This is a genomic window from Halobacterium hubeiense (assembly GCF_001488575.1).
Classification (GTDB): domain Archaea; phylum Halobacteriota; class Halobacteria; order Halobacteriales; family Halobacteriaceae; genus Halobacterium; species Halobacterium hubeiense.
Window position 1 is genome coordinate 1392056 of the sequence record NZ_LN831302.1, and the last position, 26392, is coordinate 1418447.

The following is a 26392-nucleotide window of genomic DNA, read 5'->3' on the forward strand; positions in this document are numbered from 1 at the left end:
CAGCGGCCGAATCGTGGGGGTCAGGCGTGCTCGCTCCAGAACAGGTCTAACTGGTCGCCGAGGAACTCCGGGGTCATGCGCGTGAACTCCTCGCGCTCGCCGGGGCCGAGGTATTCGAAGACGGAGTGGCGCGCGCCCTCGACGTACCGCTGGCCGACGAACGCCCGCACGCCGACTTCTTCCGGGCCGCGAATCACGCGCCCGATGGCCTGTCGCGCGCGCCGCACCGCCGGCACCGTCAGCGCGTACTCGAAGGCGTGGTCCTCGCCGAACGCGTCCGCGTACGCCCGGCGGACCGCGCGAACTCTGGGCGACCCGACGTTCACCAGCGGGACGCCGACGACGGCGCACGCCGCGAGTTTGTCGCCGTCGTAGTCCACGCCCTCCGTGAGCGTGCCGCGGGTGCTGGTCACCATCACTTTGCCGTCGCCGCGGAAGAACTGGCGCTTGAGCGCGTCCGTGTCCTCGTTGCTGGAGGACTCGTCGACGAGCACGGGCTTCTCGACGGCGTCTTCGAGGTAGTCGCCAGCCCACGCCGCTTCCCGGTAGTTCGGCATGCAGACGAGGACGTTCCCCGGCGAACGCGCGATAGTCCGGAGGACGTAGCGGTACTGCTCGCGGGTCTGGTTCTCGTTCTCGCTGGTGGGGTCGCCGCGGTTGCGCGCGGTGAACGGCGTCGCGTCCACGGTGAAGCTCGCGCGGTTCTCCTCGGGGAATCGGAGATCGTAACGGCGCTCCACGACCGGCCGGGCTTCCGCGTCGCCCGCGCCGGCTTCGAGTCGGTCCAGTCCCGTCACCTCGCGGAAGACGTCCAGCGGCTCCAGCGTCGCACTCATCAGCACACCCCCACCGAGCCCCGAGAACGTCTCGCGGAGCGCGCGCGCCGGCATGCAGTTGTACGTCACGAGCGCGGGCGTGTACGCCTCCGCCCACGCCGCGCCGGCGCGCCCCGACTCCTTGGGCGCGTGCTCCAGTTCGATTTCCCGGAAGTACGTCGCGTGGTCGCGTTCCCACCACCGCTGGAGGGTGACGCCGACCGCGCCGCAGACCGCCGAGCGGTCGCCGTCGTCCTCCAGAATCGCCGCGACCGCGGTGCCGATGTCCGCCAGCGACCGCCACAGCCCGCCCGTGTAGCCGTGCTGTTCGGCCCACCGCGTGAGGTCGTCGGGCTCGTCGGTCTCGGGGTCCCGGAGCGGAATCTCGTGGTCGTACTCCGGGAGGTCGCGGGGCCGGTTCGGGTCGTGGCCCTCGTTGGCGAGGTACTCGGCCACCCGGTCGTCGAGCCACTCCGAGACGTCGTCGAGGAACTCCACGGCCTCCCGGACGGCGTCGATGGTGACCTCGTAGCTCTTCAGTTCGTCCCGGACCTGCTGGCGGTTCGACTCGCTCTGCTTGGCGGTCGTGAGCAGCTGCCGGAGGTCGTTGCGGGCGCGAGCGAGCGTGTGCCGGCCCACCCTATCGGAGAGCAGGTCGCGCACGCGCTCCTCCAGGCGGTGGGCTTCGTCCACCACGACGAACGTGCGCTCGTCGAGGAGGTGTTCGGTGAGCCCGCGCGTGCTCGGGTCGAAGAGGTGGTTGTAGTTCCCGATGACGACGTCCGCGTGGTCGAGCATGACCTGCTGGACGCGGTGCGGGCAGGTGCCGTACTCGACGGCCGCCGGCAGGAAGTCCTCGCTGGTGGCGACGTTGTAGTCGCCGACGTCGAAGCCGACCGGCGACCCCTTGTTCCGGCCGTACCAGTCGGCCTCGAACGGGCAGAACAGCGGCGGGTCGCCGTCGGCGAACTCGTCGGGCGCGCTCGGCTGGACGGGCACGTACGGCGAGTCCGCGCCGTCCGTCCGCAGGGGGTTCTCCGAGAGGTTGTGGTCGGCGTCCGCGCGGGCCGAGCGCGCGAGGTCGCGGGCCTTCGCGGGGTCCCACCACGGCTCGTCGAGCGCGTCCGCCGCGCGCAGGTCCGTCAGTTCCCGGGCGTCCTGCCCGTCGAAGCTCCCGCCACCCTCGTCGGCTTCTACGAGGCCCGCCGTGTTCTCCCGGAGGTCTTCACAGCGGTCGTGGACGCTGGCGTCCGGCGGGAACACGTCCTCGCGGCCGTACGGGCAGAGGTCCCGCTTCCCGACGAGCGCGACGCCGTTCAGCGGTTCCTCCAGCCCCGAATTCATCTGCCGGAGGTCGGCGACGAACTGCTGGAGCTGCTGTTTCACGGGGGTGACGACGAACACGCGCTCGTAGTCGTCGGTGCGGCGCACGAGCTGGGCGGCCGCGGTCAGCGCGGCCATCGTCTTCCCGGTGCCGCAGGGCCCCTCCATCGCGAGGTAGCCGCCGCGCTCGCCGGCGTCGATGGCCGCGTCGATGGCGTCGGCCTGCTGGTCGTAGGGCTCGTCGAACCCGAAGAAGTCGCGCCAGTCGTCGTCGCCCATTCGGTAGACGGTGGGGCGTCACGCGGTATGAACGTACGGATTGCCGACCGCGGGGGCCGGTGGATTCTTCCGTGAAAGCGCGCTTCGGGTGCGTATGAGACAGGGGGAGGCGCCGGCCGACGGAGGCGTGTCGCGCCGGCGGTACGAGGCGCTGGCGGCCGCCGTGGACGGCGCCGTCCTCGACGTGGACGCGGACGGACGGGTCACCGGCGTCGGCGAGCAGTTCGTCGAACAGACGGGGTACGGGAGCGAGGAAGTCGTGGGCGAACCGCTCGCGGCGCTGTTCGGTGACGACGCCGGCCGCGTCGAGCGCGCGCTCGACGACCTCGGGAGTTCAGACGCGACGCTGACAGTCAGCGTCGAGTCCGCCGGCGGCGAGTCGGCGCCGTTCGAGTTGCAGTTGCGACGGGTGAGCACGGACGGCGGAGCCGGCGCCGTCGGCGTGCTCTCCCCGACCGACACCGACGAGCCCACGCACGGCCCGGCGGAGCGCCAGCGCGTACTCCACGACGTCTACGACGTGACGACGGACGCCGACCGGTCGTTCGAGGAGCGGACGCGGGCGCTGCTGTCGGTCGTCCGGGAGACCGTCGGCACGGAGTACGCGTCGCTGTCGAGAGTCGAGGGCGGCGACTACGCCTTCGAACTGGTGGACGGCGAGGGAGCGCTGCCGGTCGAGTTCGGCGAGGAGTTCGCGCTCGAGGAGACGAACTGCGAGCGCGTCGTGGAGACCGAGGAGACGGTCGTCTTCCGGGACATCGCGGCGGACGCGCAGGGGTTCGAGGAGCGCGCGGCCAACGCCGACCTCGGGCTCTCGTGTTTCCTCGGCGCGCCGGTCGTCGTGGACGGCGACGTGCAGGCGACGTTCTGCTTCCTGGACTCGGCGCCGCGGCCGGAGGGGTTCTCCGAGTGGGAGGTCACGCTGGTCGGCCTCGCGGCCGAGTGGGTCGGCTACGAGCTCGCCCAGCGGCGCACCCGCGAGCGGCTGGAGCGGCGCAACGACGCGCTCGAAGCGTCGCGGCGGCGCTACCGCACGCTCGCACAGAACTTCCCGAACGGCGGCGTCGGCGTCTTCGACGACGACCTCCGGTACACGCTCGTGGACGGGACGATGTGGGACGACCTCCCGCTGGACGCCGGCGATGTCGAGGGGGAGACCATCTGGGAGGCGCTCCCCGAGGACGCCGCCGCCGACCTCGAACCCGTGTTCCGCGGGGCGCTGGACGGCGAGACGGACAGCGCGGTCTCGACGCTCGGCGGACGCACCTACCGGGTGTGGGCGGTCCCGCTCCGGGACGCCGACGGCGAGGTCACGGCGGGACAGAGCTTCGCGGTCGACGTCACCGACCAACAGGAGCGCGAGGCGGCGCTCGCGAACGCGAAAGAGCAGATGGAGGCCGCCGCGGAGGCGGGCGCGGTCGGCACGTGGGAGTGGCACGTCCCCGAGGACCGGTTCGTCGCCGACGCCGCGCTCGCGCGCCTGTTCGGCGTCGACCCCGAGCGCGCCCGCGAGGGCGTGCCGCTGTCCGAGCTCGTCGCCTCGATTCACGAGGACGACCGCGAGCGCGTCGCCGCCGCCATCGACGAGGCCGTCGAAACCTGCAGCGACTACGAGGAGGAGTACCGCGTCTACGACGCGGACGGCGACGTGCGCTGGGTGGTCGCGCGCGGGCACGTCGAGTGCGAGGACGGCGAGGCGGTGACGTTCCCGGGCGCGATTACGGACATCACCGAGCAGAAGCGCGCCGAGCGGGAAATCGAGCAGCACCGCGAGCAACTGGCGACGCTGTTCGAGGTGCTTCCTGTCGGGGTCATCGTCGCAGACGCCGACGGCGAACTCGTGGAAGCCAACGGCATCGCGAAACGCATCTGGGGTGGTGCGGACTTCGACGCCGAGTCAGTCGAGGAGTACGACCGGTACACGGCGTGGTGGGCCGATTCCGGCGAGCGCGTCGAATCCGACGAGTACGCGCTCGCTCGCGTGCTCGACGGCGAGCCGGTGGTCGAGCCCGACGTCTACGACATCGAGGCCGCCGACGGCTCCGAGCGCGTCATCGAGGTCCGCGGGATGCCGGTGTACGACGACGGCGACGTGGCCCGCGGCGTCATCACGATGACCGACGTCACCGAGCGCGCCGAGCGCGACCGCACGCTCGAACGCCGCGCGCACCAGCAGCGCGTGGTCGCGGACCTCGGGCAGCGCGCGCTCGACGCCGACGACCTCGACGAACTGATGGCGCAGGCCGCCGAGCAGGTCGCCGACGCCCTCGACAACGACTACTGCAAGGTGTTGGACCTCGACGACGACGCGCGCGAACTGCTGTTGCGCCAGGGCGTCGGCTGGGACGACGGCATCGTCGGGAACGCGACCGTGGACGCCGACGACAATTCGCAGGCGGGGTACACGCTGGTCTCCGAGGAGCCCGTGGTCGTGGACGACCTCGCCGCCGAAGACCGGTTCAGCGGCCCCGAACTGCTCACCGCCCACGGCGTCGAGAGCGGCGTCAGCACCATCATCGGGTCGCCTGAGGAGCCGTGGGGCATCCTCGGAACGCACGACACCAGCCGCAAGCAGTTCTCCGCGGAGGACGTCAACTTCGTGCAGAGCGTCGCGAACGTCCTCGCGGACGCCATCGAGCGCGAGCGCTACGACGCCGAGCGCGAGCAGCTCGTCGCGGACCTCGCGGAGTCCAACGAGCGCCTCGAACAGTTCGCGTACGCGGCCTCCCACGACCTCCAGGAGCCGCTCCGAATGGTCTCCAGCTACCTCTCGCTCATCGAGGACCGGTACGGCGACGAACTCGACGAGGATGGGCGAGAGTTCCTGGAGTACGCGGTCGACGGCGCCGACCGGATGCAGGAGATGATAGACGCGCTGCTGGAGTACTCCCGCGTGGACCGCGGAGACTCCTTCGGGCGCGTCGATCTCGACGCGGTGTTCGCGGACGTCTGCCGGGACTTCGAGGTGAAAATCGACGACAGCGACGCGACCGTCGTCGCGGAGTCGCTGCCGACGGTCGCCGGCGACGAGGACCAGCTCCGGCAGGTGCTGGGGAACCTCCTGAGCAACGCCATCGAGTACGGCGGCGAGGAGCCGACGGTCCGCGTGTCCGCCGAGCGCGGCGACGGCGAGTGGGTGGTCGCGGTCAGCGACGACGGCATCGGCATCGACCCGGAGCACGCCGACCGCATCTTCGAGGTGTTCCAGCGGCTGCACACGCACGACGAACACCCGGGGACCGGCGTCGGGCTGGCGCTCGTCCAGCGCATCGTCGAGCGCCACGGCGGCGATGTCCGCGTGGAGTCGACGCCCGGCGAGGGGGCAACGTTTTACTTCACCATCCCCGACAGGAACCAACGCGATGATTGAGCACCGCGACGGCGACCCCGTCGACATCCTGCTCGTCGAAGACAACCCCGGGGACGTGCGCCTCACCCGGGAGGCCTTCGCGGAAGCGCACATCAACAACGACCTCCACGACGTCAACGACGGCGAAGCCGCCCTCGACTTCCTCCACCAGCGCGGCGACCACGCCGACGCCCCGCGCCCCGACCTGATATTGCTCGACCTGAACCTCCCGAAAGTCGACGGCCTCGACGTCCTCGAAGCGGTGAAGTCCGACGACGACCTGCGGACGATTCCGGTCGTCGTCCTCACCAGCTCCGAGGCCGAGGAGGACGTCGCGCGAAGCTACGAACAGCACACGAACGCGTACCTCACGAAGCCCATCGACCCCAACGAGTTCGTGGACGTGATTCGGTCCTTCGAGCGGTTCTGGTTGACGCTCGTGGAACTGCCGCCGACCCCGGAGTGACATGAGCGAGGACGCCCGCCCGAGAATCCTGCTGGTCGAGGACAACCCCGGAGACGCCCGCTACATCCGCGAGCTGCTCGACGACGCCGTCTCGCTGGAAGCCCGGTCGTTCGACGGCGACGCGCTCGTGGACCGGACCCGCGGAGCGCAAGCGGACCCGGTCGTCCACGAGTCGCGCCTCGACGACGCCCTCGACTACCTCGACGACGCCGGAGCCGACGTCGTCCTCCTCGACCTCGGGCTCCCCGACAGCACGGGGCTGGAGACGCTCACGACGCTGCTGGACCACCACGCCGCGGTCCCGGTCGTCGTCCTGACCGGGCTCACCGACCGCGAGGTCGGGATGGAGGCGCTGCGCCGGGGTGCCGAGGAGTTCCTCGTGAAAGACGAGATCAACCCCGAGTTGCTCGTGCGCTCGATTCACCACGCCATCGAGCGGCGCGCGCACCGCCGCGAGCAGAAGCGCTACGAGACGCTCATCGAGGAGTCCACGGACGTCAACGCCATCGTCGACCCCGACGGCACCGTCCAGTACGTCACGCCCTCCGCCGAGTACGTGCTCGGGTACGACCCCGACGAGCTGGCCGGCGAGAACGCCTTCGAGTACGTCCATCCCGACGACCAAGTCGCGGTCCGCGAGGAGTTCGACCGGCTCGCGGGCGACCCCGACTACCGCGCGACGGTGGACTTCCGGCTCCGGTGTGCGGACGGCTCGTGGGTGTTCCTCGACGCGCGCGGCCGGAACCTCCGCGACGAACCCGCGATAGACGGGTTCGTCGTCTACACCCGCGACGTCACCGAGCAACGCGAGTACGAGCGCCGGCTGGAAGCCCAGCGCGAGCGCCTCGCCGCGCTGAACCAACTGAACGATGTCGTCAACGGGGTCGCGGGCGCGGTCGTCGACCAGTCCACGCGGGAGGAGATCGAGCGCATCGCCTGCGAGCGCCTCGCGGCGTCGCCGTCCTACGAGTTCGCGTGGGTCGGCGAGCCCGACCCCGAAACCCAGGAAGTGAACGTGCGCGCCAGCGCCGGCACGGACGGCTACCTCGACGACGTGTCGCTGTCCGTGGCGCCCGGCGACCCGGCCAGCGAGGGGCCGACCGGGCGCGCGCTCCGCACCGGCGAGATGCAGACCGTCCTCGACGTCGACGACGACAGCGACTACGAGCGGTGGCGCGACCTCGCCGACGAGTACGGCTTCCGGTCGTCGGCCGCCATCCCGATTCGCCACGAGGACACCACCTACGGCGTGCTGAACGTCTACGCCGACCGCTCGGACGCGTTCCGCGAGCAGGAGCGCACCGTCGTCGAGCACCTCGGGCACCTCGTCGGGCACGCCATCGCGGCCGCCGAGCGCAAGCAGGCGCTGATGAGCGACGCGGTCGTGGAACTGGAGTTCCGGGTCCGCGAAATCGCGGACGCAGTCGGTGCCGACACCGTCCCGGAGACGCCGATAGCGCTGGAGCGGACGGTCTCCGTCGACGACGGCGAGTTCCTCGTCTACGGCACCGTCGACGAGGACGGCGTCGACGACCTCCGGCGGTTCACGGAGACTGTGTCGTTCTGGAAGTCGTTTGACGTCGTCGGGGAGGACGTCGACGGCGTGCGGTTCGAACTCCGGCTGTCGGACCCGCCGCTGATGTCGGAGGTGGCGTCGCTGGGCGGGTCGGTCCGGCGGGTCGTCCTCGGCGAGGACCTCCGCTTGACCGCGCAGTTCCCGCAGGACACCGACGTCCGGGAGGTCGTGAGCGCGATTCGGGACGCGTACGACTCCGCGGAGGCGGTGGCGCGCCGGCAGGTCACCGAGCGCGACCAGCGCGCCGACCACCTCGCGGACGTCTGGTCGGACGCGCTCACCGAGCGCCAGCGCACCGTCGTCGAGACGGCGTACTACGCGGGCTTCTTCGAGTGGCCGCGCGCGACCAGCGGCGAGGACGTCGCCGAGTCGCTGGACATCTCCGGGCCGACGTTCTCACAGCACCTGCGCGCCGCCGAGAACAAGATTTTCGCGCGCCTCGTCGGCGACGACGCCGCGGATTAGAACTGCGGAAGCGAGAGCGGCACCGACCCCTTCGCGTAGCCGTCCACGGAGCCGTCCGGCCGCACGCGGAAGACGACCGCGGGCCGGTGGCCGACGTCGGGCCGTTCGCCGCGGACGCGGCGCCACTCGTCGTCGGGGAACGACGAGCAGTCCACGAACAGGACGGCGCCGCCGCCGTGGGCTTCCAGCTGGCCGCTGGTCTTCGTCTCCGCGGTCTCCTTGACGGCGCGAATCGGGGTGTCGGCGGCGCGGTCGTTCGTCGGCACCGGCCGCGTCACCTCCACGAGCACGCCGTGTTCGCCCTCGCGGTCCGCGCGGAAGTCCAGCGAGTGACCCGTCGTCACCTCGATTTCGGGCGTAATCTCGTAGCCGGCCTCGTGGAGCAGCCACGCGGCGTGGAACTCGCTCATTGCGGCGCTCGCGCGCGCCAAGTCGAGGAACTCGGAGGTGCCGAGTTTCCCGGCCATCACGTGTCGCTCGTCGTCGAGGACGCCAATGTCGAGGAACTCCTCGTAGAACGCCAGCGCGTCCGCGGGGTCGGCGTCCGGGAAGCCCGCGGCGTGCTCGCTGAAGAACGCGCGCGTCGTCTCGCGGCCGTCCTTCGACATGAACACGGGCAGGAAGAACCACGACAGCGTGGGGTAGTCCGCGAGCCACGGCGACTGCTCGTGCAGTTCCGCCAGGAACTCGCGTTGCGCCCACTCGGAGACGTCCTCGGGGGCTTCGGCGAACGACTGCTTGTCCGTGCGCCACAGCGCTTCCGGCGTCTCGGTGTTGCCGAGCCACCAGCCGCCGTCGCGGTTCCAGCAGAACAGCGCGGTGTCGCCGTTGTCCACGTCGAAGCGCCGCGCGTCGTACCCCTCGGGGGGTTTGAACCACGGCGTCGAGCTACTCGCGCCGAGGTTGTCGTCGAGGTCCCGGTAGAGCAGGTCGCGGACGCGGTCGGCACTCCACGACTCGGTCGAGCGCCGGAACCGCAGCGGTTTCGCCACACTCGGCGTTGGTCGGCGGCAGTGATGAGTCTGTCGTCGGCGCGCGGGCCGGCGGTTAGACGAACTCCAGTTCCTCGGGCGCGTAGGTGACGGCGTCGCGGCCGTAGTCGTCGAAGCGGACGACGACGCGCGGCCCGTCGCTGCCCGGGCGGAGGTCGGTGACGACGCCGTCGTCGCCGAAGTGCTGGTGGCGGTCGTAGCCGTGAACCGCGAGCTTCGCCTTGTCGGCGGACTGCCGCGCGACGCGTACCGGTTGACCGAGGCGCAGGTCTGACGACGATTGTGTCATGTCACTACGTACCACAGTATCTGTAATGAACGTTTCGGCATTCCGGCGGTTCGAGCGAATATATTCGGGAGAACACGCTCCCGCGGCGACGGCCAACCCACGACTGCGATGGCAGCCAAAACACTCGACCTGCGCGAGGTACCGCCGCCCGAGCGCCACCCCAAGATACACGACGCCTTCGAGGAGTTAGACAGCGGCGAGGCGCTGGAACTCGTCAACGACCACGAGCCCAAGCCGCTGTTCTACGAGATGCAGGCGGAAGTCGACTCCTTCGACGCGGACGCCTACGAGGTCGAACAGCGCGGCCCCAGCGAGTTCGTCGCGAAACTCCCGAAGGCCTGACCCGGAGACTGCCTCCTGCGTCGTACCCGCCTCACTCGCCGGCAACACGCCGGCACTCCCGACCCACCGCCGGCGCGCGGCGCCCGCGCGTCGGCATCTCCCATCACCAGATTCCCCCTCATCACCACGCTCCCCTCTCATCGCCACACCACACTTTCCTCACCTCCACTGCGCCACACCCGGCGCCACATTCGGCGCCGCGCACGGCCGGTCAGTCGGCGTCGTCGCGCTCGTCGCCGGCTGCTTTCTCCATCGTGACGCGGTGCGGGGCGTAGCCGCGGCGCTCGTAGAGGCGGCGCGCGGCCTCGTTGTCCCACAGCGCCTCGACGGCGAGCACGTCCGCGCCCGCGTCGCGAAGCTGCCGCTCGGCGTAGTCCAGCAGCGCCGAGCCGACGCCCTCGCCGCGGGCGTCCGCCACCACGTAGAGGTTGTCCACGACGCCGCGCGTGGCGTCCGTCTCGAAGAATCCCGTCTCGACGTGGAACATCACGAACCCGACCGGCTGGCCGCCGCGCCGGACGACCGCGCAGTCGCCGGTGTGGACGTACTGCGCGACGAGGTCGCGGGCCTGCTCGCGGTTCTCCGCGGCGCGCAGGTGCGAGCCGTGCGCGCGCTGCTCGCTGGCGAGCGCGACCCACAGCTCCGTGACCGCCGCGACGTCGTCCCCGGTCGCCGGCGTCACCTCCATCCGCGTCCCTCCACGGTCGGTCTCGTCGGCGCCGCCGTCACCGCAGCGCCTCCACGGCCGGGAGCGGCTCGCCCGTGAGCAGTCGGAGTGCGGCGCCGCCGCCGGTGCTCACGTGCTCGAACCCCGAGAGGCCGAACTGCCGGATGGCCGCCGCCGTGTCGCCGCCGCCGACGATGGTGTAGTCCGCGCGCGTCGCCGCCTCGAAGACGCCGCGCGTGCCGTCCGCGAACGCCGCCTCCTCGAAGACGCCCGCCGGCCCGTTGAGAATCGCGGTGCCGGTCGATTCGAGGACGTCGGCGTACGCGGCGACCGTGTCGCTGCCGACGTCCTTGAGGGGTTCGTCGCGCCCCGGCGGGAGCTCCTCGACGCCGAGTTCGACGCGCTCGCCGTCGCGCTCGACGGCGACGTCCTCGGGCACGTGGATGTGGTTGCCGTACTCGTAGAGGAGCGCGTCCGCGCGCTCGATTGCCGCCTCGTAGCCGCGGTCCTGAATGAACTCCGTGCTCGCGCGGCCGACGTCGACGCCGGCCGCCGTGAGGAAGACGTTCCCGACGACGCCGGTGACCAGCACGTCGTCGGCGAGGTCGTTCGCGAGCGCGTGCTCGACGACCGTCACGGAGTCCGGGACCTTCGCGCCGCCGACGACGTACGTCCGCGGCGTCGGCGTCTCCTCGATGGCGCCGAGCACGTCCAGCTCGGTCTCCATCACGCGGCCCGCGTACGACTCCAGTCGCTCGGGGAACCCGACTAGCGACGGCTGCGAGCGGTGCGCGGCCGCGAACGCGTCGTTGACGTACGCGTCCAGCACCGGGGAGAGCCGCTCGACGAGGAAGGTCTCCGCGGCGCGCTCCGGTGAGAACTCCATGTACTCCTCGCTGTAGAAGCGCGTGTTCTCCAGCAGGACCGCGGTGCCCGCGTCGAGGGCGTCGACGGCGTCCCGCGCCTCGGCGGAGAACGTCGCGTCGCAGTACGAGACCAGATTGTCGAGCAGTTCGTCGAGCCGGTCGGCGTGGGCTTCGAGGCGCTCGAACTCGTCGCCGCCCGGCCGCCCCTGGTGGGCGAGAATCGCGACGCGCGCGCCGCGGTCGAGCAGTTCGTCGAGCGTGTCCACGTGCGCCCGGAGGCGGGCGTCGTCGGCGAGCGTTCCGTCCTCGGCCAGCGGGCTGTTGATGTCGACCCGCACCCCGACTGCGGCGTCCGCGGCGTCGAGGTCGTCGAGGGTCCGTATCGCCATGTGGTGGGACCGAGAGAAGCGGCGGGCATAGGCGTTTCTGTACGTCGCGGCCAGTCACGCGCCCGAATTCGGGTATTCGGACGCGAGTAAACGTCGGCGGCGTGCGCTCGGGGTCGGTTGTGGGATGGGACGTGGCGGCGAGTCCGTGGACGGCAGACGGACTGATACTCCGCTATCAGACCGGCTGACACGCCGGCGTCAGACCGGCTGGCACTCGGGGCAGAGCAGTTGGCCGTTGACGTCCACGAGTTCGTGGGCGAGACCGCCGCAGCTCTCGCAGACGCCCTGCTCGCTGTAGCTGTCCGCCGAGGGCGCTTGCTCGCTGCCCGTCGGCGGCGCGGACGGGGCTGCGGGCGCGCCGCGGAGCTGTTTCTCGACGGTCGGCGCGACGTCGCGGGCTTCCACGACCCCGTGGACGCCGTCGTCGTCGGTGACGAGCACGCGCGGGTCGCCCGTCCGCCCCATCAGGTCGGCGGCGTCCGCGACCGAGGCGTCCAGCGACAGCGACTCGGGCGGGCCGTCCATCACGTCCGCGGCGGTGACCGCGTTCGGGTCGTGGCCGTCCAGCAGCGCGTCCATCACGGACTCGGCGGTGACGACGCCAACCGGCTCGGCCCCCCGGAGGACGACCGCGCTGTTGGTGTTCTCCGCCCGCATCAGTTCCACCGCGTCGAGGAGTTCGTCGGACTCGCTGACGCCGACGAACTCCTGTGAGAGCACGTCCCTGAGCGCTAACTGCGTCATGTGAACACGTAGCACGCAGTCGGGCTAAAAGGTATCCCCACAACGCGTATGAGGGGCGGCAGCGAAGGTCTGTGGGACCGATGCGGCGCGCCAGCGGGATGGTCGTCGCGCGTCCGGTGGCCGCGTGACTGTCACCGCGGATTCGTAACTGTTGCCGCGAGAGGAGGATGTGGCAGCGCTGACGGCGCCGAACCGCGGGATTCAACACCGCTGCCTCCCCTCGCGTGTAGCAATGACCATCCCGTCGTTCGCTATCGGCATCGCCGGGGGCACGGGCGCCGGCAAGACGACGGTAGCGCGCGAGATTACCGACAACGTCGAGGAGGCGGCCACCCTCATCCCGCTGGACAACTACTACAAGGACCTCAGCCACATGGACTTCGAGGAGCGGGCGACCGTCAACTACGACCACCCCTCGGCGTTCGAGTGGGACCTCCTGCAGGAACACCTCGACGCCCTGCTCTCCGGGCAAGCCGTCGAGATGCCCCAGTACGACTTCTCCGAGCACCTCCGAAAGGAGGAGCGAGTCACCGTCGAGCCCACCGACGTCATCGTGCTGGAGGGGATTCTCGCGCTCTACGACGAGGACGTCAACGACATGCTCGACCTCCACATCTACGTCGAGACCGACGCCGACGTCCGCATCCTCCGGCGCATCGAGCGCGACGTCGTCGAGCGCGGCCGCGAGCTGGAGGGCGTGATGGACCAGTACCTCTCGACGGTGAAGCCGATGCACGAGCAGTTCATCGAACCCACGAAGAAGGACGCCGACATCATCATCCCGGAGGGCGCCAACGCCGTCGCGGTCAACCTCCTCGAAGAGAAAGTGCAGGCCGAGAGCTCCGAGATGGCGGAGTGGGCGGTGCGCGGCGACGAGGAGCGCTACGAGCGCGAGTTCACGGACGGCGACGCCGACGACGACAGCGAGGCGGAAGCCGACGCGAGCGCGCCCGAGAACTCGGAGTAGCGCGGGAGTCGCGAGTGCGCGGTAGTTCTGTCGTCGGTACGGAGGAGAATCGACTGTCGCCGGCCTACCGCTCGGGCGGGTGGTAGTCCCAGACGTTCGCGCGGCGCAGGCCGTCGCCGACCGCCTTGTGGAAGTCCACCTTCGTCTCGAAGGTGTCCTCCTCGACGTGTTCGAAGATTTCCTCGACGGAGAGCACCTTCTCGTGGTTGACGCGGACCGGCCAGTCGCCGAACTCCTCGACGAACGCCGATTTCTCCAGCGGGAAGTCGTCTTCCTCGTCGGTCATCTTCGAGAGGACCGCCATGTCGTAGTTGCGGCCGCCCTCGCTGCCCTTCTCGCCGTCGGGGTCGTGGACCCAGTCCCGGCCCGAGGGGTCTTCCATCTCTGCCATACCCGTGACGTTCGCCGCCGGCCCCAAAACCGTTTCTCAATCCGCGCAGGGGATTTTCGACTGCTCGGGCGACGAGTCGCGGAGAAGTCAGCGGTGAGGCTGGGATTTGAACCCAGGAGGCTGACGCCACCGGTTTTCAAGACCGGCGCAATAGGCCGCTCTGCCACCTCACCGCGCGAGCGGTCGTACGACGAGTGGACGGTTGAAACTGTCGTTGTCCGGCAGTCGGGAGGCCCCCGCCCCCAGATTTCGAGTGTTCGACGGTGGAGCGGTGGGCGGCGATTACCCGTCGGGGTGAGTGCGCTGTGACGGGAACACGCCCACCCCGTTTTGCAAGTGTTCTCGCGAGAAATTCAGGGAGCGACGACGGCGCCGGACGAGCGGCCGTTCGAAGCGATATCGGAATCAGGCGATAGGGCGCTAATTACGCGGTTTATTGAGGTTATTGAGGCGCAGGGTGTGGCAGGAACTTCGGGGAGGAACGAGTGAAACAGACCGAACACGCGAAACTACCGAAACGATAGAACCGAGGGTATTATAGTGGACGGGCAGAAAGCGACTCGCAAGCGATGAAGACGCCGTTCCGCGACCGCGTCGAGCTGTTCACCAACAAGGACGTCCTCAAGGACCACTACGAGCCCGAGGAAATCCTCGAACGCGACGAGGAAATCGACCAGTACGCCAACGCCCTCCAGGACGTCGTGGACGGCTGGGAGCCGGACAACGTCTTCGTCTACGGGAAGACCGGCGTCGGGAAGACCGCGGTGACGCGGTACATGATGGACGCCCTCGAGTACGAGGCCGAGGAGCGCGAGGGCGTCGACGACGTGGTGAGTGTCGAAGTGAACTGCCACCACCACCCGTCGTCGTACCAGGCCGCCATCGCGCTCGTGAACGAACTCCGCGCGGACACCGACCGCGACCCGCTCACGACGGGGCTATCGACCTCGGACGTCCTGAACGCGCTGTTCGACGAAATCGAGGCGCGCGAGGGCACCGTGCTCATTGTGCTGGACGAAATCGACAACCTCGGCGACGACGACATGCTGCTCTACCAGCTCCCGCGCGCGAAGACCAACGGCAACATCTCGGACTCGCAGGTCGCGGTCGTCGGCATCTCGAACGACTACACGTTCCGCAACGACCTCTCGCCGAAGGTCCAGGACACGCTCTGTGAGCGCGAGATCAAGTTCCCGCCGTACGACGCCAACGAACTCGTCACGATTCTCACCGACCGAGCCGAGCGCGGCCTCCGCGGGGACGTTCTCGAAGACGGCGTTATTCCCCAATGCGCAGCCCTCGCTGCTCGCGACCGCGGGAGCGCGAGGCAGGCCATCGACCTCCTGCGGGAAGCCGTCAACGTCGCCGTCGAGGACGGCCGCGAGGTCGTCTCCGAGGAGGACGTGGACACCGCAGTCGAGCGCGTCGAGCGCGGCCGCATCAAGGACTCCATCAAGGACCTCACGACCCACGGCCAGTACGTCCTGCTCGCGGTCACGCAGATGTCAGTCAGCGGCGAGACGCCGGCTCGCGCGAAGGAACTCTACGAGGTCTACGAGGAGGTCGCCGCCGAGTACGCCGCCGAACCCCTGAGCCAGCGCAGCGTCCACGACCACCTCAACGACCTCTCGATGCTGGGGTTCCTGCGCCAGCACGACCGCAACTACGGCCGCGGCGGCGGGCAGTTCTTCGAGTACGAGCTCGACGTCGACGCCGAGATGGTCCGCGAGGCGATGGCCGACGAAGCCGAGTAGCGGGTTCCGTCTTCTTCCTCCACTTCTCTCCACTTCCCATCTCCATCTCGCCTGTACTACTTATTCCACACCACCTATTCCACCTACTCAATCGCTTTCCGCCGCATCCTCGCTGCTAGTTCTCTCTCGAACATTCGAAAACCGGGGTGGGGGAGACTCTCATCCCCTCGCTCTCGACGCTCCCCACTAGCTTCGCGCTGACTTCACTTGCAAAACGGGGTGGGGGCCCTCGCCCGAAGACCCTCGTCGCTCTCGAACAACACTTGCAAACGGGGGTCCCCGGGGACGAGTCCCGAGAATCTCACTCCCGGACGAGCACGCGCTCGCCGTCCTCCTCCTCGACGCGGAGGCCGAGGTCTTCGACGTACGCGGTCGTGAACGCGGGGACGACGCGGCCCGCGGCGCGGCGCGCGCGCAGTTCCGTGACCAGCGAGACGAGGTCGTCGCCGGTGCAGACGCGCGTCTGCTCGTGGAGGAAGTCGATGTCGTGGCCGGCGTCCACCGCGCGCGCGGTCACGTTCTCGATTTCTGGTGCGTCCCACGCGCCCTCGAAGTCGATGGGCTCGCGGAAGCCAGCGAAATAGAGGCTGCCGCCCCGAGAGGGGCCGACGACGACGGGGTTCCGACGGAGCTTCAGCGCCGCGCTGTCGACGTGCTTGCGCGCGACCAGCGGCGCGTCGGGTTCGAGGACGGCGACCGACGCTACGTCCTCGGCGTCCAGCAGGTGCGTGACCGTGTTCCCGACGCGGGCGTGCTTCGACGACCCGACCTGCACTTCGACGCGCGCGTCCGCCGCTTCATCCTCGTCGAGCACGTCCTCGACGAAGTCGCGGACTTCCCGCTCGGCGTCCGCCCCCTCGGGGACGTGTTCGTCGGGGAGCAGGTCGTCCGGCCGGTAGTTCACGAGGAGGTCGCCGCCGCTGTCGGTCACCGCGCGGAACGCGTCGGCGGCCATCGCCTCGTACAGCGAGACGGCTTCGCGCTCGGAGAGCGGCGACGTGGCTGCCAGTTCCGGGAGTACGAGTCCTTCCCGCGGCGGGTCGACGGGGACGGCGACGACAGTCATACGTGGTCCTCGGTTCGGGGGACGCTTGAACGCCGCGGTACGCCGGCCTCGTTCGCGCCGCCGACTAGCCGACGCGGGGCGCGCTCCGTCACCGCCCGCGTCGCCCCTTCGTCTGCCGGTAGTCGGTGTCGAGCAGGTCGAGGAAGAACTCGACGTACTCCTCGCGCTGGGCGTCGGTCTGGTCCGCGGGGTGAATCATCGGCGCGAGCTCGAACCCGCGCCCGCGAATCGTCGTCGCGTGGCACTCCTCGACGTCGAGGTCGTCGGCGGGCGTGGTGGTGTACTCTTTCCCGAGTTCCGTCAGCGCGCGCTGGCCGACCGGCACGAGCACCTCCGGATTGATGATGCGGATGTCGGCGTTCAGGTACGGCTCGCAGGTCGCGACCTCCTCGTCGCTGGGCTCGCGGGCGGGATGACGACAGCGCGTCAGGTACGTCAGGTAGGCGTTGTCCAGTTCGGGCTCGTCGCTGGACGGCAGCGAGTAGTTCAGGCCGACGCTCCCGAGGACGTGCTGGAAGCGCTCGCCCGCCTCGTCGCCCGTGAACGGGACGCCGGTCTGCTCGGCGCCCTCACTGGGGGCTTCGCCGACGAACACGAAGTCCGCGCCGACGTCGCCGTAGCCGTGGACGACGCGCTCGCGGACGTCGCAGAGCCCGGGACAGTTCCGGCAGTCCTCGTCCATCCCGTAGGGGTTCTGCGGGCCGTCCTGGTGGGCGTCCATCTGGTCGGGAGTGAGGCCCGCGCGCAAAAAGCCGCTTCGCTCGGCCGCGACGCCAGCGCGCTCACTTCCGCGTTCGGTCGTCGCGAGGCGGGTCGTCGCGGAGCGCGTGGAGGTGTTCGTCGCAGACGGTGGCGGTGGCCTCCGTGACCTCGTAGGCGACGGTGGAGACGAGCGCGGCGTCGTCGCGCCGGCAGTCGGGCACCCACTGCGGGAGCGCGTAGAAGCCGTCCCGGTCGCAGAACGCGCAGCCGTCGACGCCCCGCCAGCGGCCGCGTTCAAGGCTGCGGCCGAACTCCGCGCGCTCGCAGTTCACGCAGAGCGCGCCGACGCGGACGCCGCCGACGGTGTCGACGACCGCGCGGTTGTAGCCCGCGGGTTCGCCGCACGCGATGCACCGTTGGCCCATCGCCGTGAGGACGCGCGGCCGCCGGCATAAGCCTGACTAAGAGGCCTATAGACCACTCTGTTCGGCGCTGCCGTCGGTGAGTTTCGACCACCCGGAAAACGGACCACCGAGTCGGTCGCCGAGCTACTCGTTGCGCGGGCTGCTCGGGTGGTAGTCGGTGTCGTACTCGCCGGGCTGGCCGTCCAGCCGGTCGGGGTTGACGCGGCCGCCCAGCAGCATGAAGTCCAGCATCGTCACGTTCAGCATCGCTTCGACGACCGGGACGCCGCGCGGCGGCAGCACGGGGTCGTGGCGGCCGACGACCTGAATCTCCTTCTGCTCGCCGGTCTCCCAGTCCACCGTCTGCTGTTTCTTCGGAATCGACGTGGGCGCGTGCAGGGTGACTTCGCCGTAAATCGGCTCGCCGGTCGTAATCCCGCCCTGCAGGCCGCCGTGGTCGTTCTCGACGGGCACGGGGTCACCATCGTCTCCGAATTCCCAGTCGTCATTGTGCTCCTTCCCGGGAATCGTCCGCGCGTCGCGGCCGCGTCCGAACTCGAAAGCCGTGCTCGCGGGCACCGACATCATCGCCTGCCCGAGTCGGGCCTCCACGGAGTCGAAGCGCGGCGCGCCGAGTCCGCGCGGCACGCCCCGGATCTCGAAGTAGATGGAGCCGCCGATGGAGTCGCCGCGCTCCTGGTAGTCCTCGATGAGCTCCTGCATCTCCTCGGCGGTCTCGGGGTGCGCACAGCGCACGTCGTTGTCCTCGGTGTGTTCGAGCATCTCCTCGAAGGAGACCTCGGGCGCCTCCACGTCGCCAATCTGGTTGACGTGGGCTTTCACCTGCACGCCCTCGTGCTCCAGCACTTCCTTGGCAATCGCCCCCGCCGCCACCCAGTTGACGGTCTCGCGGGCCGACGAGCGCCCGCCACCGCCCCAGTTGCGTGTGCCGAACTTCGCGGAGTACGTGAAGTCGCCGTGGGACGGCCGGGGCGCGGTGACGAACGGCTCGTACTTCCCGGACTCGGCGTCCTTGTTCTGGATGGTCATGCCGATGGGCGTGCCCGTCGTGTAGCCGTCCTGCACGCCGGAGTTGATTGTCACCTCGTCGGGCTCCCCCCGCGAGGTCGTAATCATCGACTGGCCGGGCTTGCGGCGGTCGAGCTCGCGCTGAATCGTCTCCTCGTCGAGTTCGAGGCCCGCCGGACAGCCCGAGACCACGACGCCCATGCCGGGGCCGTGGCTCTCGCCGTACGTCGTCACCTGGAACAGTCGCCCGAACCGATTGCCGTTCATTACCGGAGCATACGTCCCGAGGGGCTTATGGCTTGCAGTCCGCGCAACCGCTCCCGCCCCGACTGCCCCGCACCGAACATGCGAACGGATTCGGGAGTCGGCTTTCCCGCGTGGGCGTGCTACCAGTTCACAATGGCTGCCACGACGCCGACAGCGACGCGGTGTGGGTGTGCGCGACCGCGCGACTGCGTGGACCGCCGCACCGGCAGGTACCTCACGGCGGTCTACTGGCTCGCGGCGGGCGAGGACCGCTCGCGGGTCAGCACGGGCGCGGTCAGCGACCGCCTCGGCGTGACGCCGGCGACGGTCACCGAGACGTTCGCCGAACTCGCCGCAGCTGACCTCCTCGACTACGAGAAGCACGCCGGCGTGCGGTTGACCGAGCGCGGGCGGGCGGTCGCCGGCGAGCTCGCGTACCGCCAGTGCGTCGTCCGCACGTTCTTCGCGGCGGAACTGGGCGTCGAGTTCGGCGCCGACGAGGGCTACCAGTTCGGCTACGTGCTCCCGGAGAGCGGCGTCGAGAACCTACGTACTCGCATCGACCACGCGCCCGGGGACTGCTGTACCGAGCGCGCAGCCGACGCCGACTGCCTCTGCGAGGCGCGCGCGAACTGATGTCGGGCCTCGAAGTCCACGACGTTCCGGACGGCGTCGATCCCGACGCGTGGCACCTCGACGTGACCGGCGCCGTCGCGAGCGAGCTAACGTTCGACCGCGAGGACCTCCGCGCCCTCCCCGTAGAGACGTTCACGGCGGACTTCACGTGCGTCGAGGGGTGGGTCGCCGAGGACCTCTCGTGGCGGGGCGTCCGCGTCGGCGACGTGCTCGACCGCGCGGCCCCCACGGCGGCGGCCAGCCACGCGCTCGTGCACGCGATGGACGGCGAGTACGCCTGCTCGTTCCCCCTCAACGACCTCGCGGACGCCGTGCTCGCGCTGGAACTCGACGGCGCCGCGCTCCCGGTCGAACACGGCGGCCCCGCGCGCCTCGTCCCGACCGGCGAGGCGGACTGCTGGGAGAGCGTGAAGTGGGTCGCGGAGCTGACCGTCACCGAGTCCGCGCCCGAGGACGCCGACACCGCCGAGTCCATCGCGCTGTCGCGAGTCGGGTAGCCCGCGACCGCGAACATATTCGACTCTGTTGCTATTCGGTCGCGGGCGTTGTGTCCGCGTATGCACTCGACTGTCGACGTCACCGACACCGACCGCGAACAGCGCCGCGACCGCGTCTTCGACCGCCTCGACGACGCCGAGGTGGGGGAGACGGTCGCCGTCACCGCCGACCGCGACGTCCACCCGACGCTCTCCCAGTACGCCATCGCGCGGGACGCCGCGCTCGACCGCTCCTACGAGCAGACGGGGCCGGAGTGGGAGGTCCACGTCACGAAGCGACCGCCCGAGGAAGCCGACGACCCCTACGCGTTCGACGTGCGGAACCTCCCGCCGGCGCGCCGCCACGCCGTCCTCACGGACACGTTCGACCTGCTCGAACCCGGCGAGTCGTTCGTGCTCGTCAACGACCACGACCCCGAGCCGCTCTACCACGAGCTCTCCTCGACGCACGGCGACGTGGTCGGGTGGTCCTACGAGCAGGAGTCCGCGGGCGAGTGGCGCGTCGAAATCTCGAAGACCGGCGAGCCGGCGGCCGACGACGACGGCGCGACCGCGACGTTCGACGTCCGCGAGATTCCCAAGCCCGACCGCCACCCCACGATTCACCACCGCTTCGCGAACCTCGACGCCGGGGACTCCCTCGACGTCATCGCGCCCCACGAGCCGAACCCGCTGCGCCGGGAGTTCCGCCAGCAGTACGGCGACGGCTTCGAGTGGGAGGTCCGCGAGCGCGACCCCGGCGAGGTCCGCGTCCGCATCACGAAGACCGACGCGGACGGGGACCGGAGCGAACCGGACGACGCGAACGCGGACGAAAACGCCGACGCCGACACCGAGGACTTGACCGTCGTGCAGGAGTTGGACGTCCGCGACCGCCCGCCCGCCCAGCGCCACGAAGCCATCTTCGACGCGTACGCCGACCTCGACGCCGGCGAGGCGTTCGTGCTCGTCAACGACCACGACCCGAAGCCGCTGTACCACCAGTTCGAGGCCGAAGCCGGCCCCGAGTTCCGCTGGGAGTACCGCGCCCGCGACCCCGGCGAGTTCCGCGTGCTTGTCGGGCGCGCCGACGCCGCGGACCCCCAGTCGAGCCCGCCCGAGGACGTGGAAGCGCCGTTCTGAGCGCGGTTCGACCCCGTCGCCGCTACCGCTCGTTACACCAAGTCGTCGAGTCGCGCGACGCCGAACGGGACGAGCGCCTCGTCGGGGTGGAGGCCGCCGTGCATCCCCGCGAGGGACAGTTGTTCGGCTTCGTCCGCGTACCAGAGCCCGCCCTCGCGCGGGACCACCACCAAATCGCCGCTGTTCCGTTCGAACGCCGGACCCGGCTCGCCCCGTCCCCACAGCCTCTCGGCGAGCGCTTCCTGTCTGGAGAGCACGAGTGCGTCGCAGTCGGAGAGGCAGGCTCGCGCGGCCTCCTCGTCGGTCACGCGCAGGTGGACGTTCCGGGGGCCGCCGAGCACGAGCGGTGTCCCCGAGCAGTCCGCGGGAACGTACTCCAGCACGCCCGTCGCGTCGAGTTCGGTTCTGTCCGCGTCCCGAATCGGCACCTGCCCGTGGTCCGCGACCAGACAGACCGCCGTCTCCTCGGCCACGTCGTCGTCGAGCGTGCCGAGCGCACGTTCGAGCGCGTCGCAGACCGCCGCGACCTGCGCGCCGTACAGTTCGCTGTCCGGGCCGCGCTCGTGGGCGACCGCGTCGACAGTCGGGTAGTAGGCGTACGTGTACGACGGCGCGTCTGCCGACCGGAGCACGTCCCGGACGGCGAGCGCGAACTCGGTCGCCCGCTCGTAGTGGTGGGTGGTCGCGCCGACCAGTGCGCCGTCGTCGTACCCCGTCCCGTAGTCCGGTTCGACGACGTGCGAGTCGACGCCAGCCTGACCCAGACGGTCGTATATCGGGTCGCCGTCGAAGAGCTCGCCGGGACTGACCGAGACGTTGCCGTCGTCTTTCGCCGCGTACGGCAGCGTCTCGTAGACGGTGTCGCCCACCGGGTCGTAGCCGTTCCAGCCGAGCAGCCCGTGTTCGACGGGATCGCGGCCAGTGTGCATCGTCGTCACGCAGGCGGCGGTCTCGGAGGGGTACGTCGACGTGAGCGGCGTCACGCGGCCGGCGTCGACGAACGACCGGAGCAGCGACACGTCCCCGTGGACGCGCTCGAACTGCCGGAAGCCGAGTGCGTCGACGAACAGCACCAGCACGTGCTCCGCCCGACCGTCCACGCCGTCGAGCGCGCGGTCCGGGAGCGTCGCTCCGAGGTCCGCGTCCAGCATCGACGCTGCGGTCGCCGGCACCCGCGAGAAACAGAACCCGTCGTAGTCGGGGCGAACGAACCCCTCCGCGAGTTCGGTGGCAGCGAGCTCCCCGGCGAGGGCGGTATCGAGCATACCACCGAATCTACCACACCCGTAGAAAACACCACTGGTCGTCTGCCACGTCCTCGCATACGCGGTCGAGGGCCCCGGACGGCCGACTACCGCTCGACGGCGGCGCCGAGGTCGCCGAGCGCGTCGAAGAAGTCGGGGAAGGAGACGTCCACGTGCTCGCCGCCCTCGATGGTCGTCTCGCCGTCCGCGACGAGCGCGGCGACCGACAGCGCCATCACGATGCGGTGGTCGCCGCGGCCGTCCACGCGCGCCCCCGAGAGGTCGCTGTCGCCGCCGTGGACGACGAGTTCGTCCTGCCGTTCCTCGACGGCCGCCCCGAGTTTCGCGAGTTCTTCGGCCATCGCGGACACGCGGTCGGTCTCCTTGTAGCGGACGTGCTCGGCGTCCGTAATCGTGGTCGTGCCCTCGGCGGCCGCGCCCAGCACCGCGATGGTCGGCAGGAGGTCGGGGGTGTCAGCGACGCCCACCGTGATGCCGTCGAGGTCGCTGCGACCCACGACGATTTCGCCGTCGTCCTGCCGCCACTCGACGTCTGCGCCCATCTGCCGCAGGACGTCCACGATTGCGGCGTCGCCCTGCTCGCTGGGGTGGGCGCCCTCGACGACGACCTCCTCGCCGCCCGCGAGCGCGCCCGCCGCCAGCAGGTACGACGCCGACGAGAAGTCCCCGGGGACCGCGTACTCGCCGTCCGCGGGCTCGTAGGTCTGCCCGCCCGGCACCCGGTAGCCGTTCTCGCGCTCCTCGGCGGTCACGCCGAACGACTCCAGCACGTCCAGCGTGATGTCGACGTACGGCGCGGACTTCAGCTCGGTCGTCAACTCGATTTCGACGCCCTCGTCGGTGAGCGCGCCCGCCATCAGCAGCGACGTGACGAACTGCGAGGAGACGTCGCCCGGCATCTCCACGTGCCCGCCCTCGATGGGGCCGTCGACAATCAGGGGCGCCTGCCCGTTCCCGCGGGTCGAGCGCGCGCTCCCGCCGAGGTCCGCGATGGCGTCCAACAGCGGGCCCTGCGGCCGCGAGCGAAGTGACCGGTCGCCCGTGAGCACGGTCGTGCCGTCCGCGAGCGCGGCCGCACCGGAGACGAGTCGCATCGTCGTCCCGGAGTTCGCGCAGTCGATGACGTCCGCGGGGACGTCCGGCGCGCCACCGAACCCCGTAATCTCCCAGTCGGCCTGCACGCGCTCGGCGTCGCCGCCGAAGTGATCGACGGCGCGCGCGGTCGCCTTCGTGTCCGCGCTCACGAGCGGGTTCCGCACGAGCGCGCCCCCGGCGTACCCCGCCGCGAGGAGCGCGCGGTGCGTGTAGCTCTTCGACGGCGGGGCGCGAGCGGTTCCCGACACCCGGGAGTTCCCGACAGTGACGTCCATGGGCGAGGCGACGGCGGCGGCCGCCATCAGGGTTCCGACGCCGGCGACTATGCACGGCAGTGAACGCCCACCACGACATCGACGTGACTTCCTGAAAGCCTCGGCGCTCACTCTGAACGGCCCCGCTATCCCGGCGACCACCGGAGCGGCGACTGATTCGCCGGCTGAAACTGGGTGGTAGGCGAATCCGTATCTGAACACCGCCGACGGCCCGGTGCAAACAGTTATAGTGGCGAGCGACAACTATCACTCGAACTGTCTATCGCTCGTTGCGGGCGACAAAAGCCGTCGCCGGATTTCGTCCGGCGAGTAATCAAATCCCGCAGTCGCAACCCACGCGCAATGCCAGAACTCCCCAACAAATCGCTGTCGGCCGCAGCCACTAGTGTTCAACCGAGCGACCCGAACGCCGTCGACACACCGCGACGCCACCTCAAACGACCGGTTGGCTATACTAGCGACGTAATCGTTCGCCAAGAGTTCGGCCTCACTGACGTTGCGGGCCTCGAGGACGTGACAATCGAGCATTACGGCCCTGGAACGAATCAGGCGATAAACTCACTGCTCGTCCCGGTAGCAGGCGGCCCCAACAGCCGTGCGGCTGTGGCGCTGGCGAGTAGTATCGCTTCGGAGTGGGGCGCCTCGATTACACTGCTGACAGTCATCTCGGAGGACACTACAGACGACCAGAGACGAGACGCTGGCCGACGGCTGGATACGTACACCGACGTCGTGACCGGCAGTACCGTCGAGACGGCCCTCGTTCGCAGCGACGATGTTGTCCCGACGATAGCAGCGGAAAGCGACACACACGAGCTCCTCGTGATTGGCGCGTCCGAGCGGTCACTGTTCGAGCGATTTTTCCGCGGGTCGGTTCCCAACGAGCTCAGGCAAGAAACACACGCACCGATATTCGTGGTCAGCCAATAGGGCCGTTCCGAGGGAGTCTCACTGCTCCCGAACCGCCGGTGCGTCCCGGACGCACTCACCACACCGAAGCGACGCCTCGGTCGGTAACTCGGGGTGAGATACTCTCTCAGGGAGGATACGAGCCGATCGGGGCGCGGTGAGATCCGTCGAGTACCTCGCGATACTCAGTACGGGACGTTTCCCGGCAGTGTGTCGGTTCTCTGGTCTCTCGCTTTCCGGCTCGCGGATGGCCGGAGGCGGTAGGATTTTGCGGCGGCCGCGACGACTCCCCGGCATGGACCGCGACTTCGCGCGCCTCGACGAGTTCCTCGACGAGCAGGGACTGGACGGGTACGCGTTCCACGACGACGGCTCGAACAGCGACCTCTACTACGTCACCGGCTTCGACGCTCCGGACCCGTACTTCGCCGTCTACACGCCCGAGGAGACCGCCGTGCTGGTCTCCTCGCTGGAGTACGGCCGCGCGAAACAGGAGAGTCGCGCGGACACGGTCAAGCGCCACGCCGACTACGACTACCGACAGAAGCACGCCGAGCACGGCGAACGCGAGGCGGAGGCGATGATGGCCGCGGAGTTCCTCGCAGACGTCGGCTGCGAGTCGCTGGCCGTCCAGGAGCGGTTCCCCGTGGGTGCCGCGGACCTGCTCCGCGAACAGGGCGTCTCCGTCGAGCCGGACGAGGACGGCGTCGTCACGGACGTGCGCGCGACGAAGACCGACGAGGAAGTCGAGCACGTGCGGACCGCCCAGGAGGCCAACGAGGCCGCGATGGCGCGCGCGGAGCAACTCATCAGGGGCGCCGACGTCGGCGAGGACGGCGTCCTCCGCCACGACGGCGACGCGCTCACCAGCGAGTTCGTCAAGCAGGAAATCGAAATCGAGTTGCTGCGGCACGGCTGCGCGCTCGACGAGACTATCGTCGCCTGCGGACGGGACGCCGCCGACCCCCACGACCGCGGGAGCGGGCCGCTGGAGGCGGGCGAGTTCGTCGTCGTGGACATCTTCCCGCGGGACAAGGCATCGAAGTACCACGCGGACATGACGCGGACGTTCCTCGTCGGCGAACCCACCGACACCCAACAGGAGTGGTACGACGTCACCCACGAGGCGATGCGGGCCGCGCTCGACGCCGTCGAACCCGGCGCGACCGGCGAGGACGTCAATCAGGCGGTCGTGGACGTCTACACCGACCACGGCTTCCCCACCGTCTACACGGACCCCGAGACCGAGACGGGGTTCATCCACTCGACGGGCCACGGCGTCGGCCTCGACGTCCACGAGCAGCCGTCGCTCTCGCAGGGCGGCGAGGAACTGCGCCCCGGCCACGTCATCACCATCGAACCCGGGCTCTACGACCCCGAGGTGGGCGGCGTCCGCATCGAGGACATCGTCGTCGTCACCGAGGACGGCTACGAGAATCTGACGGACTACGAGATTTCGCTCGCGGCGTGAC

At 69.8% G+C, this 26392-nt stretch carries 24 protein-coding genes and 1 tRNA gene; 11 read left to right on the forward strand and 14 right to left on the reverse strand.

What is annotated here, in order from left to right:
• Nucleotides 1-20: 20 nt before the first annotated feature.
• Entirely contained in the window at nt 21-2417 is a 2397-nt protein-coding gene (locus HHUB_RS07215) for an ATP-dependent DNA helicase (RefSeq protein WP_059056958.1), read from the reverse strand.
• Nucleotides 2418-2511: 94 nt separating this feature from the next.
• Here HHUB_RS07215 and HHUB_RS07220 point away from each other — a divergent pair, with 94 nt between their 5' ends.
• Genes HHUB_RS07220 through HHUB_RS07230 form a run of 3 tightly spaced genes read left to right on the forward strand, consistent with a single transcriptional unit; the run spans nt 2512 to nt 8273 of the window.
• Complete coding sequence (locus HHUB_RS07220) at nt 2512-5787, forward strand: PAS domain S-box protein (RefSeq protein ID WP_059056959.1); 3276 nt, start codon at nt 2512-2514, stop codon at nt 5785-5787.
• Complete coding sequence (locus HHUB_RS07225; RefSeq protein ID WP_059056960.1) at nt 5780-6232, forward strand: response regulator; 453 nt, start codon at nt 5780-5782, stop codon at nt 6230-6232. The genes HHUB_RS07220 and HHUB_RS07225 overlap by 8 nt, the downstream gene beginning before the upstream one ends.
• A 1-nt stretch (nt 6233) precedes the next feature.
• Nucleotides 6234-8273, forward strand: coding sequence for a bacterio-opsin activator domain-containing protein (locus HHUB_RS07230; protein ID WP_059056961.1), 2040 nt, complete (start codon nt 6234-6236; stop codon nt 8271-8273).
• Here HHUB_RS07230 and HHUB_RS07235 read toward each other — a convergent pair.
• Together HHUB_RS07235 and HHUB_RS07240 are read right to left on the reverse strand one after the other, a co-directional pair.
• Nucleotides 8270-9265: a DUF5784 family protein gene (locus HHUB_RS07235; RefSeq protein WP_059056962.1), complete on the reverse strand. Its 996-nt coding sequence runs from the start codon at nt 9263-9265 to the stop codon at nt 8270-8272. The two genes, HHUB_RS07230 and HHUB_RS07235, sit on opposite strands and share 4 nt — an antisense overlap.
• Nucleotides 9266-9320: 55 nt before the next feature.
• Nucleotides 9321-9554 carry a hypothetical protein gene (locus HHUB_RS07240; RefSeq protein ID WP_059056963.1) on the reverse strand — a complete coding sequence of 78 codons (234 nt, stop codon included), beginning with the start codon at nt 9552-9554 and terminating at the stop codon, nt 9321-9323.
• Nucleotides 9555-9662: 108 nt separating this feature from the next.
• On the opposite strand from HHUB_RS07240, the gene HHUB_RS07245 reads away from it, so the two are divergent.
• Nucleotides 9663-9896 (forward strand): DUF2249 domain-containing protein, encoded by a 234-nt coding sequence (locus HHUB_RS07245; RefSeq protein WP_059056964.1) that lies wholly within the window; start codon nt 9663-9665, stop codon nt 9894-9896.
• 211 nt (nt 9897-10107) lie between these two features.
• Here the strand turns inward: HHUB_RS07245 and HHUB_RS07250 are convergent, their stop codons facing one another.
• The 3 genes from HHUB_RS07250 to HHUB_RS07260 all read right to left on the reverse strand — a co-directional run bounded on the left by HHUB_RS07250 (nt 10108) and on the right by HHUB_RS07260 (nt 12562).
• Nucleotides 10108-10584 (reverse strand): GNAT family N-acetyltransferase, encoded by a 477-nt coding sequence (locus tag HHUB_RS07250; protein ID WP_059056965.1) that lies wholly within the window; start codon nt 10582-10584, stop codon nt 10108-10110.
• 37 nt (nt 10585-10621) lie between these two features.
• Nucleotides 10622-11818 (reverse strand): phosphoglycerate kinase, encoded by a 1197-nt coding sequence (locus tag HHUB_RS07255; protein ID WP_059056966.1) that lies wholly within the window; start codon nt 11816-11818, stop codon nt 10622-10624.
• Between the two features lie 198 nt (nt 11819-12016).
• A complete protein-coding gene (locus HHUB_RS07260; protein ID WP_059056967.1) occupies nt 12017-12562 on the reverse strand; it encodes a CBS domain-containing protein in 546 nt (181 codons plus the stop codon).
• A gap of 232 nt (nt 12563-12794) precedes the next feature.
• On the opposite strand from HHUB_RS07260, the gene udk reads away from it, so the two are divergent.
• A complete protein-coding gene (gene udk / locus HHUB_RS07265) occupies nt 12795-13529 on the forward strand; it encodes a uridine kinase (protein ID WP_059056968.1) in 735 nt (244 codons plus the stop codon).
• Between the two features lie 64 nt (nt 13530-13593).
• On the opposite strand, the gene HHUB_RS07270 is transcribed toward udk, so the two are convergent.
• Complete coding sequence (locus HHUB_RS07270) at nt 13594-13920, reverse strand: DUF5785 family protein (RefSeq protein ID WP_082687196.1); 327 nt, start codon at nt 13918-13920, stop codon at nt 13594-13596.
• Nucleotides 13921-14011: 91 nt separating this feature from the next.
• Nucleotides 14012-14093 (reverse strand) — tRNA-Ser (locus HHUB_RS07275).
• Nucleotides 14094-14489: 396 nt separating this feature from the next.
• Here HHUB_RS07275 and HHUB_RS07280 point away from each other — a divergent pair.
• Nucleotides 14490-15674, forward strand: a complete 1185-nt coding sequence (locus HHUB_RS07280) for an orc1/cdc6 family replication initiation protein (protein WP_059056969.1) — start codon at nt 14490-14492, stop codon at nt 15672-15674.
• Nucleotides 15675-15975: 301 nt separating this feature from the next.
• Here the strand turns inward: HHUB_RS07280 and HHUB_RS07285 are convergent, their stop codons facing one another.
• The 4 genes from HHUB_RS07285 to aroC all read right to left on the reverse strand — a co-directional run bounded on the left by HHUB_RS07285 (nt 15976) and on the right by aroC (nt 19142).
• Nucleotides 15976-16740, reverse strand: a complete 765-nt coding sequence (locus HHUB_RS07285) for a hypothetical protein (protein ID WP_059056970.1) — start codon at nt 16738-16740, stop codon at nt 15976-15978.
• An 88-nt stretch (nt 16741-16828) separates the two neighbouring features.
• Nucleotides 16829-17461 (reverse strand): uracil-DNA glycosylase, encoded by a 633-nt coding sequence (locus tag HHUB_RS07290; RefSeq protein WP_059056971.1) that lies wholly within the window; start codon nt 17459-17461, stop codon nt 16829-16831.
• A gap of 61 nt (nt 17462-17522) precedes the next feature.
• Complete coding sequence (locus HHUB_RS07295; RefSeq protein ID WP_059056972.1) at nt 17523-17867, reverse strand: hypothetical protein; 345 nt, start codon at nt 17865-17867, stop codon at nt 17523-17525.
• Nucleotides 17868-17990: 123 nt separating this feature from the next.
• Nucleotides 17991-19142 (reverse strand): chorismate synthase, encoded by a 1152-nt coding sequence (gene aroC / locus HHUB_RS07300; RefSeq protein WP_059056973.1) that lies wholly within the window; start codon nt 19140-19142, stop codon nt 17991-17993.
• 132 nt (nt 19143-19274) lie between these two features.
• Here aroC and HHUB_RS07305 point away from each other — a divergent pair, with 132 nt between their 5' ends.
• The 3 genes from HHUB_RS07305 to HHUB_RS07315 are packed head-to-tail and all read left to right on the forward strand — an operon-like array spanning nt 19275 to nt 21376.
• On the forward strand, nt 19275-19757 hold the full coding sequence (locus HHUB_RS07305; RefSeq protein WP_059056974.1) for a metal-dependent transcriptional regulator: 483 nt from the start codon (nt 19275-19277) through the stop codon (nt 19755-19757).
• On the forward strand, nt 19757-20254 hold the full coding sequence (locus tag HHUB_RS07310) for a molybdopterin-dependent oxidoreductase (RefSeq protein WP_059056975.1): 498 nt from the start codon (nt 19757-19759) through the stop codon (nt 20252-20254). The genes HHUB_RS07305 and HHUB_RS07310 overlap by 1 nt, the downstream gene beginning before the upstream one ends.
• Nucleotides 20255-20314: 60 nt before the next feature.
• Complete coding sequence (locus HHUB_RS07315; RefSeq protein WP_059056976.1) at nt 20315-21376, forward strand: DUF2249 domain-containing protein; 1062 nt, start codon at nt 20315-20317, stop codon at nt 21374-21376.
• Between the two features lie 32 nt (nt 21377-21408).
• Here the strand turns inward: HHUB_RS07315 and HHUB_RS07320 are convergent, their stop codons facing one another.
• Both HHUB_RS07320 and aroA read right to left on the reverse strand, forming a co-directional pair.
• Entirely contained in the window at nt 21409-22641 is a 1233-nt protein-coding gene (locus HHUB_RS07320; RefSeq protein ID WP_059056977.1) for an alkaline phosphatase family protein, read from the reverse strand.
• 86 nt (nt 22642-22727) lie between these two features.
• Complete coding sequence (gene aroA, locus HHUB_RS07325) at nt 22728-24011, reverse strand: 3-phosphoshikimate 1-carboxyvinyltransferase (protein WP_059058234.1); 1284 nt, start codon at nt 24009-24011, stop codon at nt 22728-22730.
• Between the two features lie 342 nt (nt 24012-24353).
• On the opposite strand from aroA, the gene HHUB_RS16060 reads away from it, so the two are divergent.
• On the forward strand, nt 24354-24941 hold the full coding sequence (locus tag HHUB_RS16060; RefSeq protein WP_082687198.1) for a universal stress protein: 588 nt from the start codon (nt 24354-24356) through the stop codon (nt 24939-24941).
• Between the two features lie 274 nt (nt 24942-25215).
• Nucleotides 25216-26391, forward strand: coding sequence for a M24 family metallopeptidase (locus HHUB_RS07340; protein WP_059056980.1), 1176 nt, complete (start codon nt 25216-25218; stop codon nt 26389-26391).
• Nucleotide 26392: the final 1 nt, after the last annotated feature.

What these genes read in the sequence shown, in the direction of transcription:
- HHUB_RS07215 (WP_059056958.1), bottom strand. Translation starts at nt 2,417, where the DNA reads ATGGGCGACGACGACTGGCGCGACTTCTTCGGGTTCGACGAGCCCTAC.
- HHUB_RS07220 (WP_059056959.1), top strand. Translation starts at nt 2,512, where the DNA reads ATGAGACAGGGGGAGGCGCCGGCCGACGGAGGCGTGTCGCGCCGGCGG.
- HHUB_RS07225 (WP_059056960.1), top strand. Translation starts at nt 5,780, where the DNA reads ATGATTGAGCACCGCGACGGCGACCCCGTCGACATCCTGCTCGTCGAA.
- HHUB_RS07230 (WP_059056961.1), top strand. Translation starts at nt 6,234, where the DNA reads ATGAGCGAGGACGCCCGCCCGAGAATCCTGCTGGTCGAGGACAACCCC.
- HHUB_RS07240 (WP_059056963.1), bottom strand. Translation starts at nt 9,554, where the DNA reads ATGACACAATCGTCGTCAGACCTGCGCCTCGGTCAACCGGTACGCGTC.
- HHUB_RS07245 (WP_059056964.1), top strand. Translation starts at nt 9,663, where the DNA reads ATGGCAGCCAAAACACTCGACCTGCGCGAGGTACCGCCGCCCGAGCGC.
- HHUB_RS07250 (WP_059056965.1), bottom strand. Translation starts at nt 10,584, where the DNA reads ATGGAGGTGACGCCGGCGACCGGGGACGACGTCGCGGCGGTCACGGAG.
- HHUB_RS07255 (WP_059056966.1), bottom strand. Translation starts at nt 11,818, where the DNA reads ATGGCGATACGGACCCTCGACGACCTCGACGCCGCGGACGCCGCAGTC.
- HHUB_RS07260 (WP_059056967.1), bottom strand. Translation starts at nt 12,562, where the DNA reads ATGACGCAGTTAGCGCTCAGGGACGTGCTCTCACAGGAGTTCGTCGGC.
- udk (WP_059056968.1), top strand. Translation starts at nt 12,795, where the DNA reads ATGACCATCCCGTCGTTCGCTATCGGCATCGCCGGGGGCACGGGCGCC.
- HHUB_RS07270 (WP_082687196.1), bottom strand. Translation starts at nt 13,920, where the DNA reads ATGGCAGAGATGGAAGACCCCTCGGGCCGGGACTGGGTCCACGACCCC.
- HHUB_RS07280 (WP_059056969.1), top strand. Translation starts at nt 14,490, where the DNA reads ATGAAGACGCCGTTCCGCGACCGCGTCGAGCTGTTCACCAACAAGGAC.
- HHUB_RS07285 (WP_059056970.1), bottom strand. Translation starts at nt 16,740, where the DNA reads ATGACTGTCGTCGCCGTCCCCGTCGACCCGCCGCGGGAAGGACTCGTA.
- HHUB_RS07290 (WP_059056971.1), bottom strand. Translation starts at nt 17,461, where the DNA reads ATGGACGCCCACCAGGACGGCCCGCAGAACCCCTACGGGATGGACGAG.
- HHUB_RS07295 (WP_059056972.1), bottom strand. Translation starts at nt 17,867, where the DNA reads ATGGGCCAACGGTGCATCGCGTGCGGCGAACCCGCGGGCTACAACCGC.
- aroC (WP_059056973.1), bottom strand. Translation starts at nt 19,142, where the DNA reads ATGAACGGCAATCGGTTCGGGCGACTGTTCCAGGTGACGACGTACGGC.
- HHUB_RS07305 (WP_059056974.1), top strand. Translation starts at nt 19,275, where the DNA reads ATGGCTGCCACGACGCCGACAGCGACGCGGTGTGGGTGTGCGCGACCG.
- HHUB_RS07310 (WP_059056975.1), top strand. Translation starts at nt 19,757, where the DNA reads ATGTCGGGCCTCGAAGTCCACGACGTTCCGGACGGCGTCGATCCCGAC.
- HHUB_RS07315 (WP_059056976.1), top strand. Translation starts at nt 20,315, where the DNA reads ATGCACTCGACTGTCGACGTCACCGACACCGACCGCGAACAGCGCCGC.
- HHUB_RS07320 (WP_059056977.1), bottom strand. Translation starts at nt 22,641, where the DNA reads ATGCTCGATACCGCCCTCGCCGGGGAGCTCGCTGCCACCGAACTCGCG.
- aroA (WP_059058234.1), bottom strand. Translation starts at nt 24,011, where the DNA reads ATGGACGTCACTGTCGGGAACTCCCGGGTGTCGGGAACCGCTCGCGCC.
- HHUB_RS16060 (WP_082687198.1), top strand. Translation starts at nt 24,354, where the DNA reads ATGCCAGAACTCCCCAACAAATCGCTGTCGGCCGCAGCCACTAGTGTT.
- HHUB_RS07340 (WP_059056980.1), top strand. Translation starts at nt 25,216, where the DNA reads ATGGACCGCGACTTCGCGCGCCTCGACGAGTTCCTCGACGAGCAGGGA.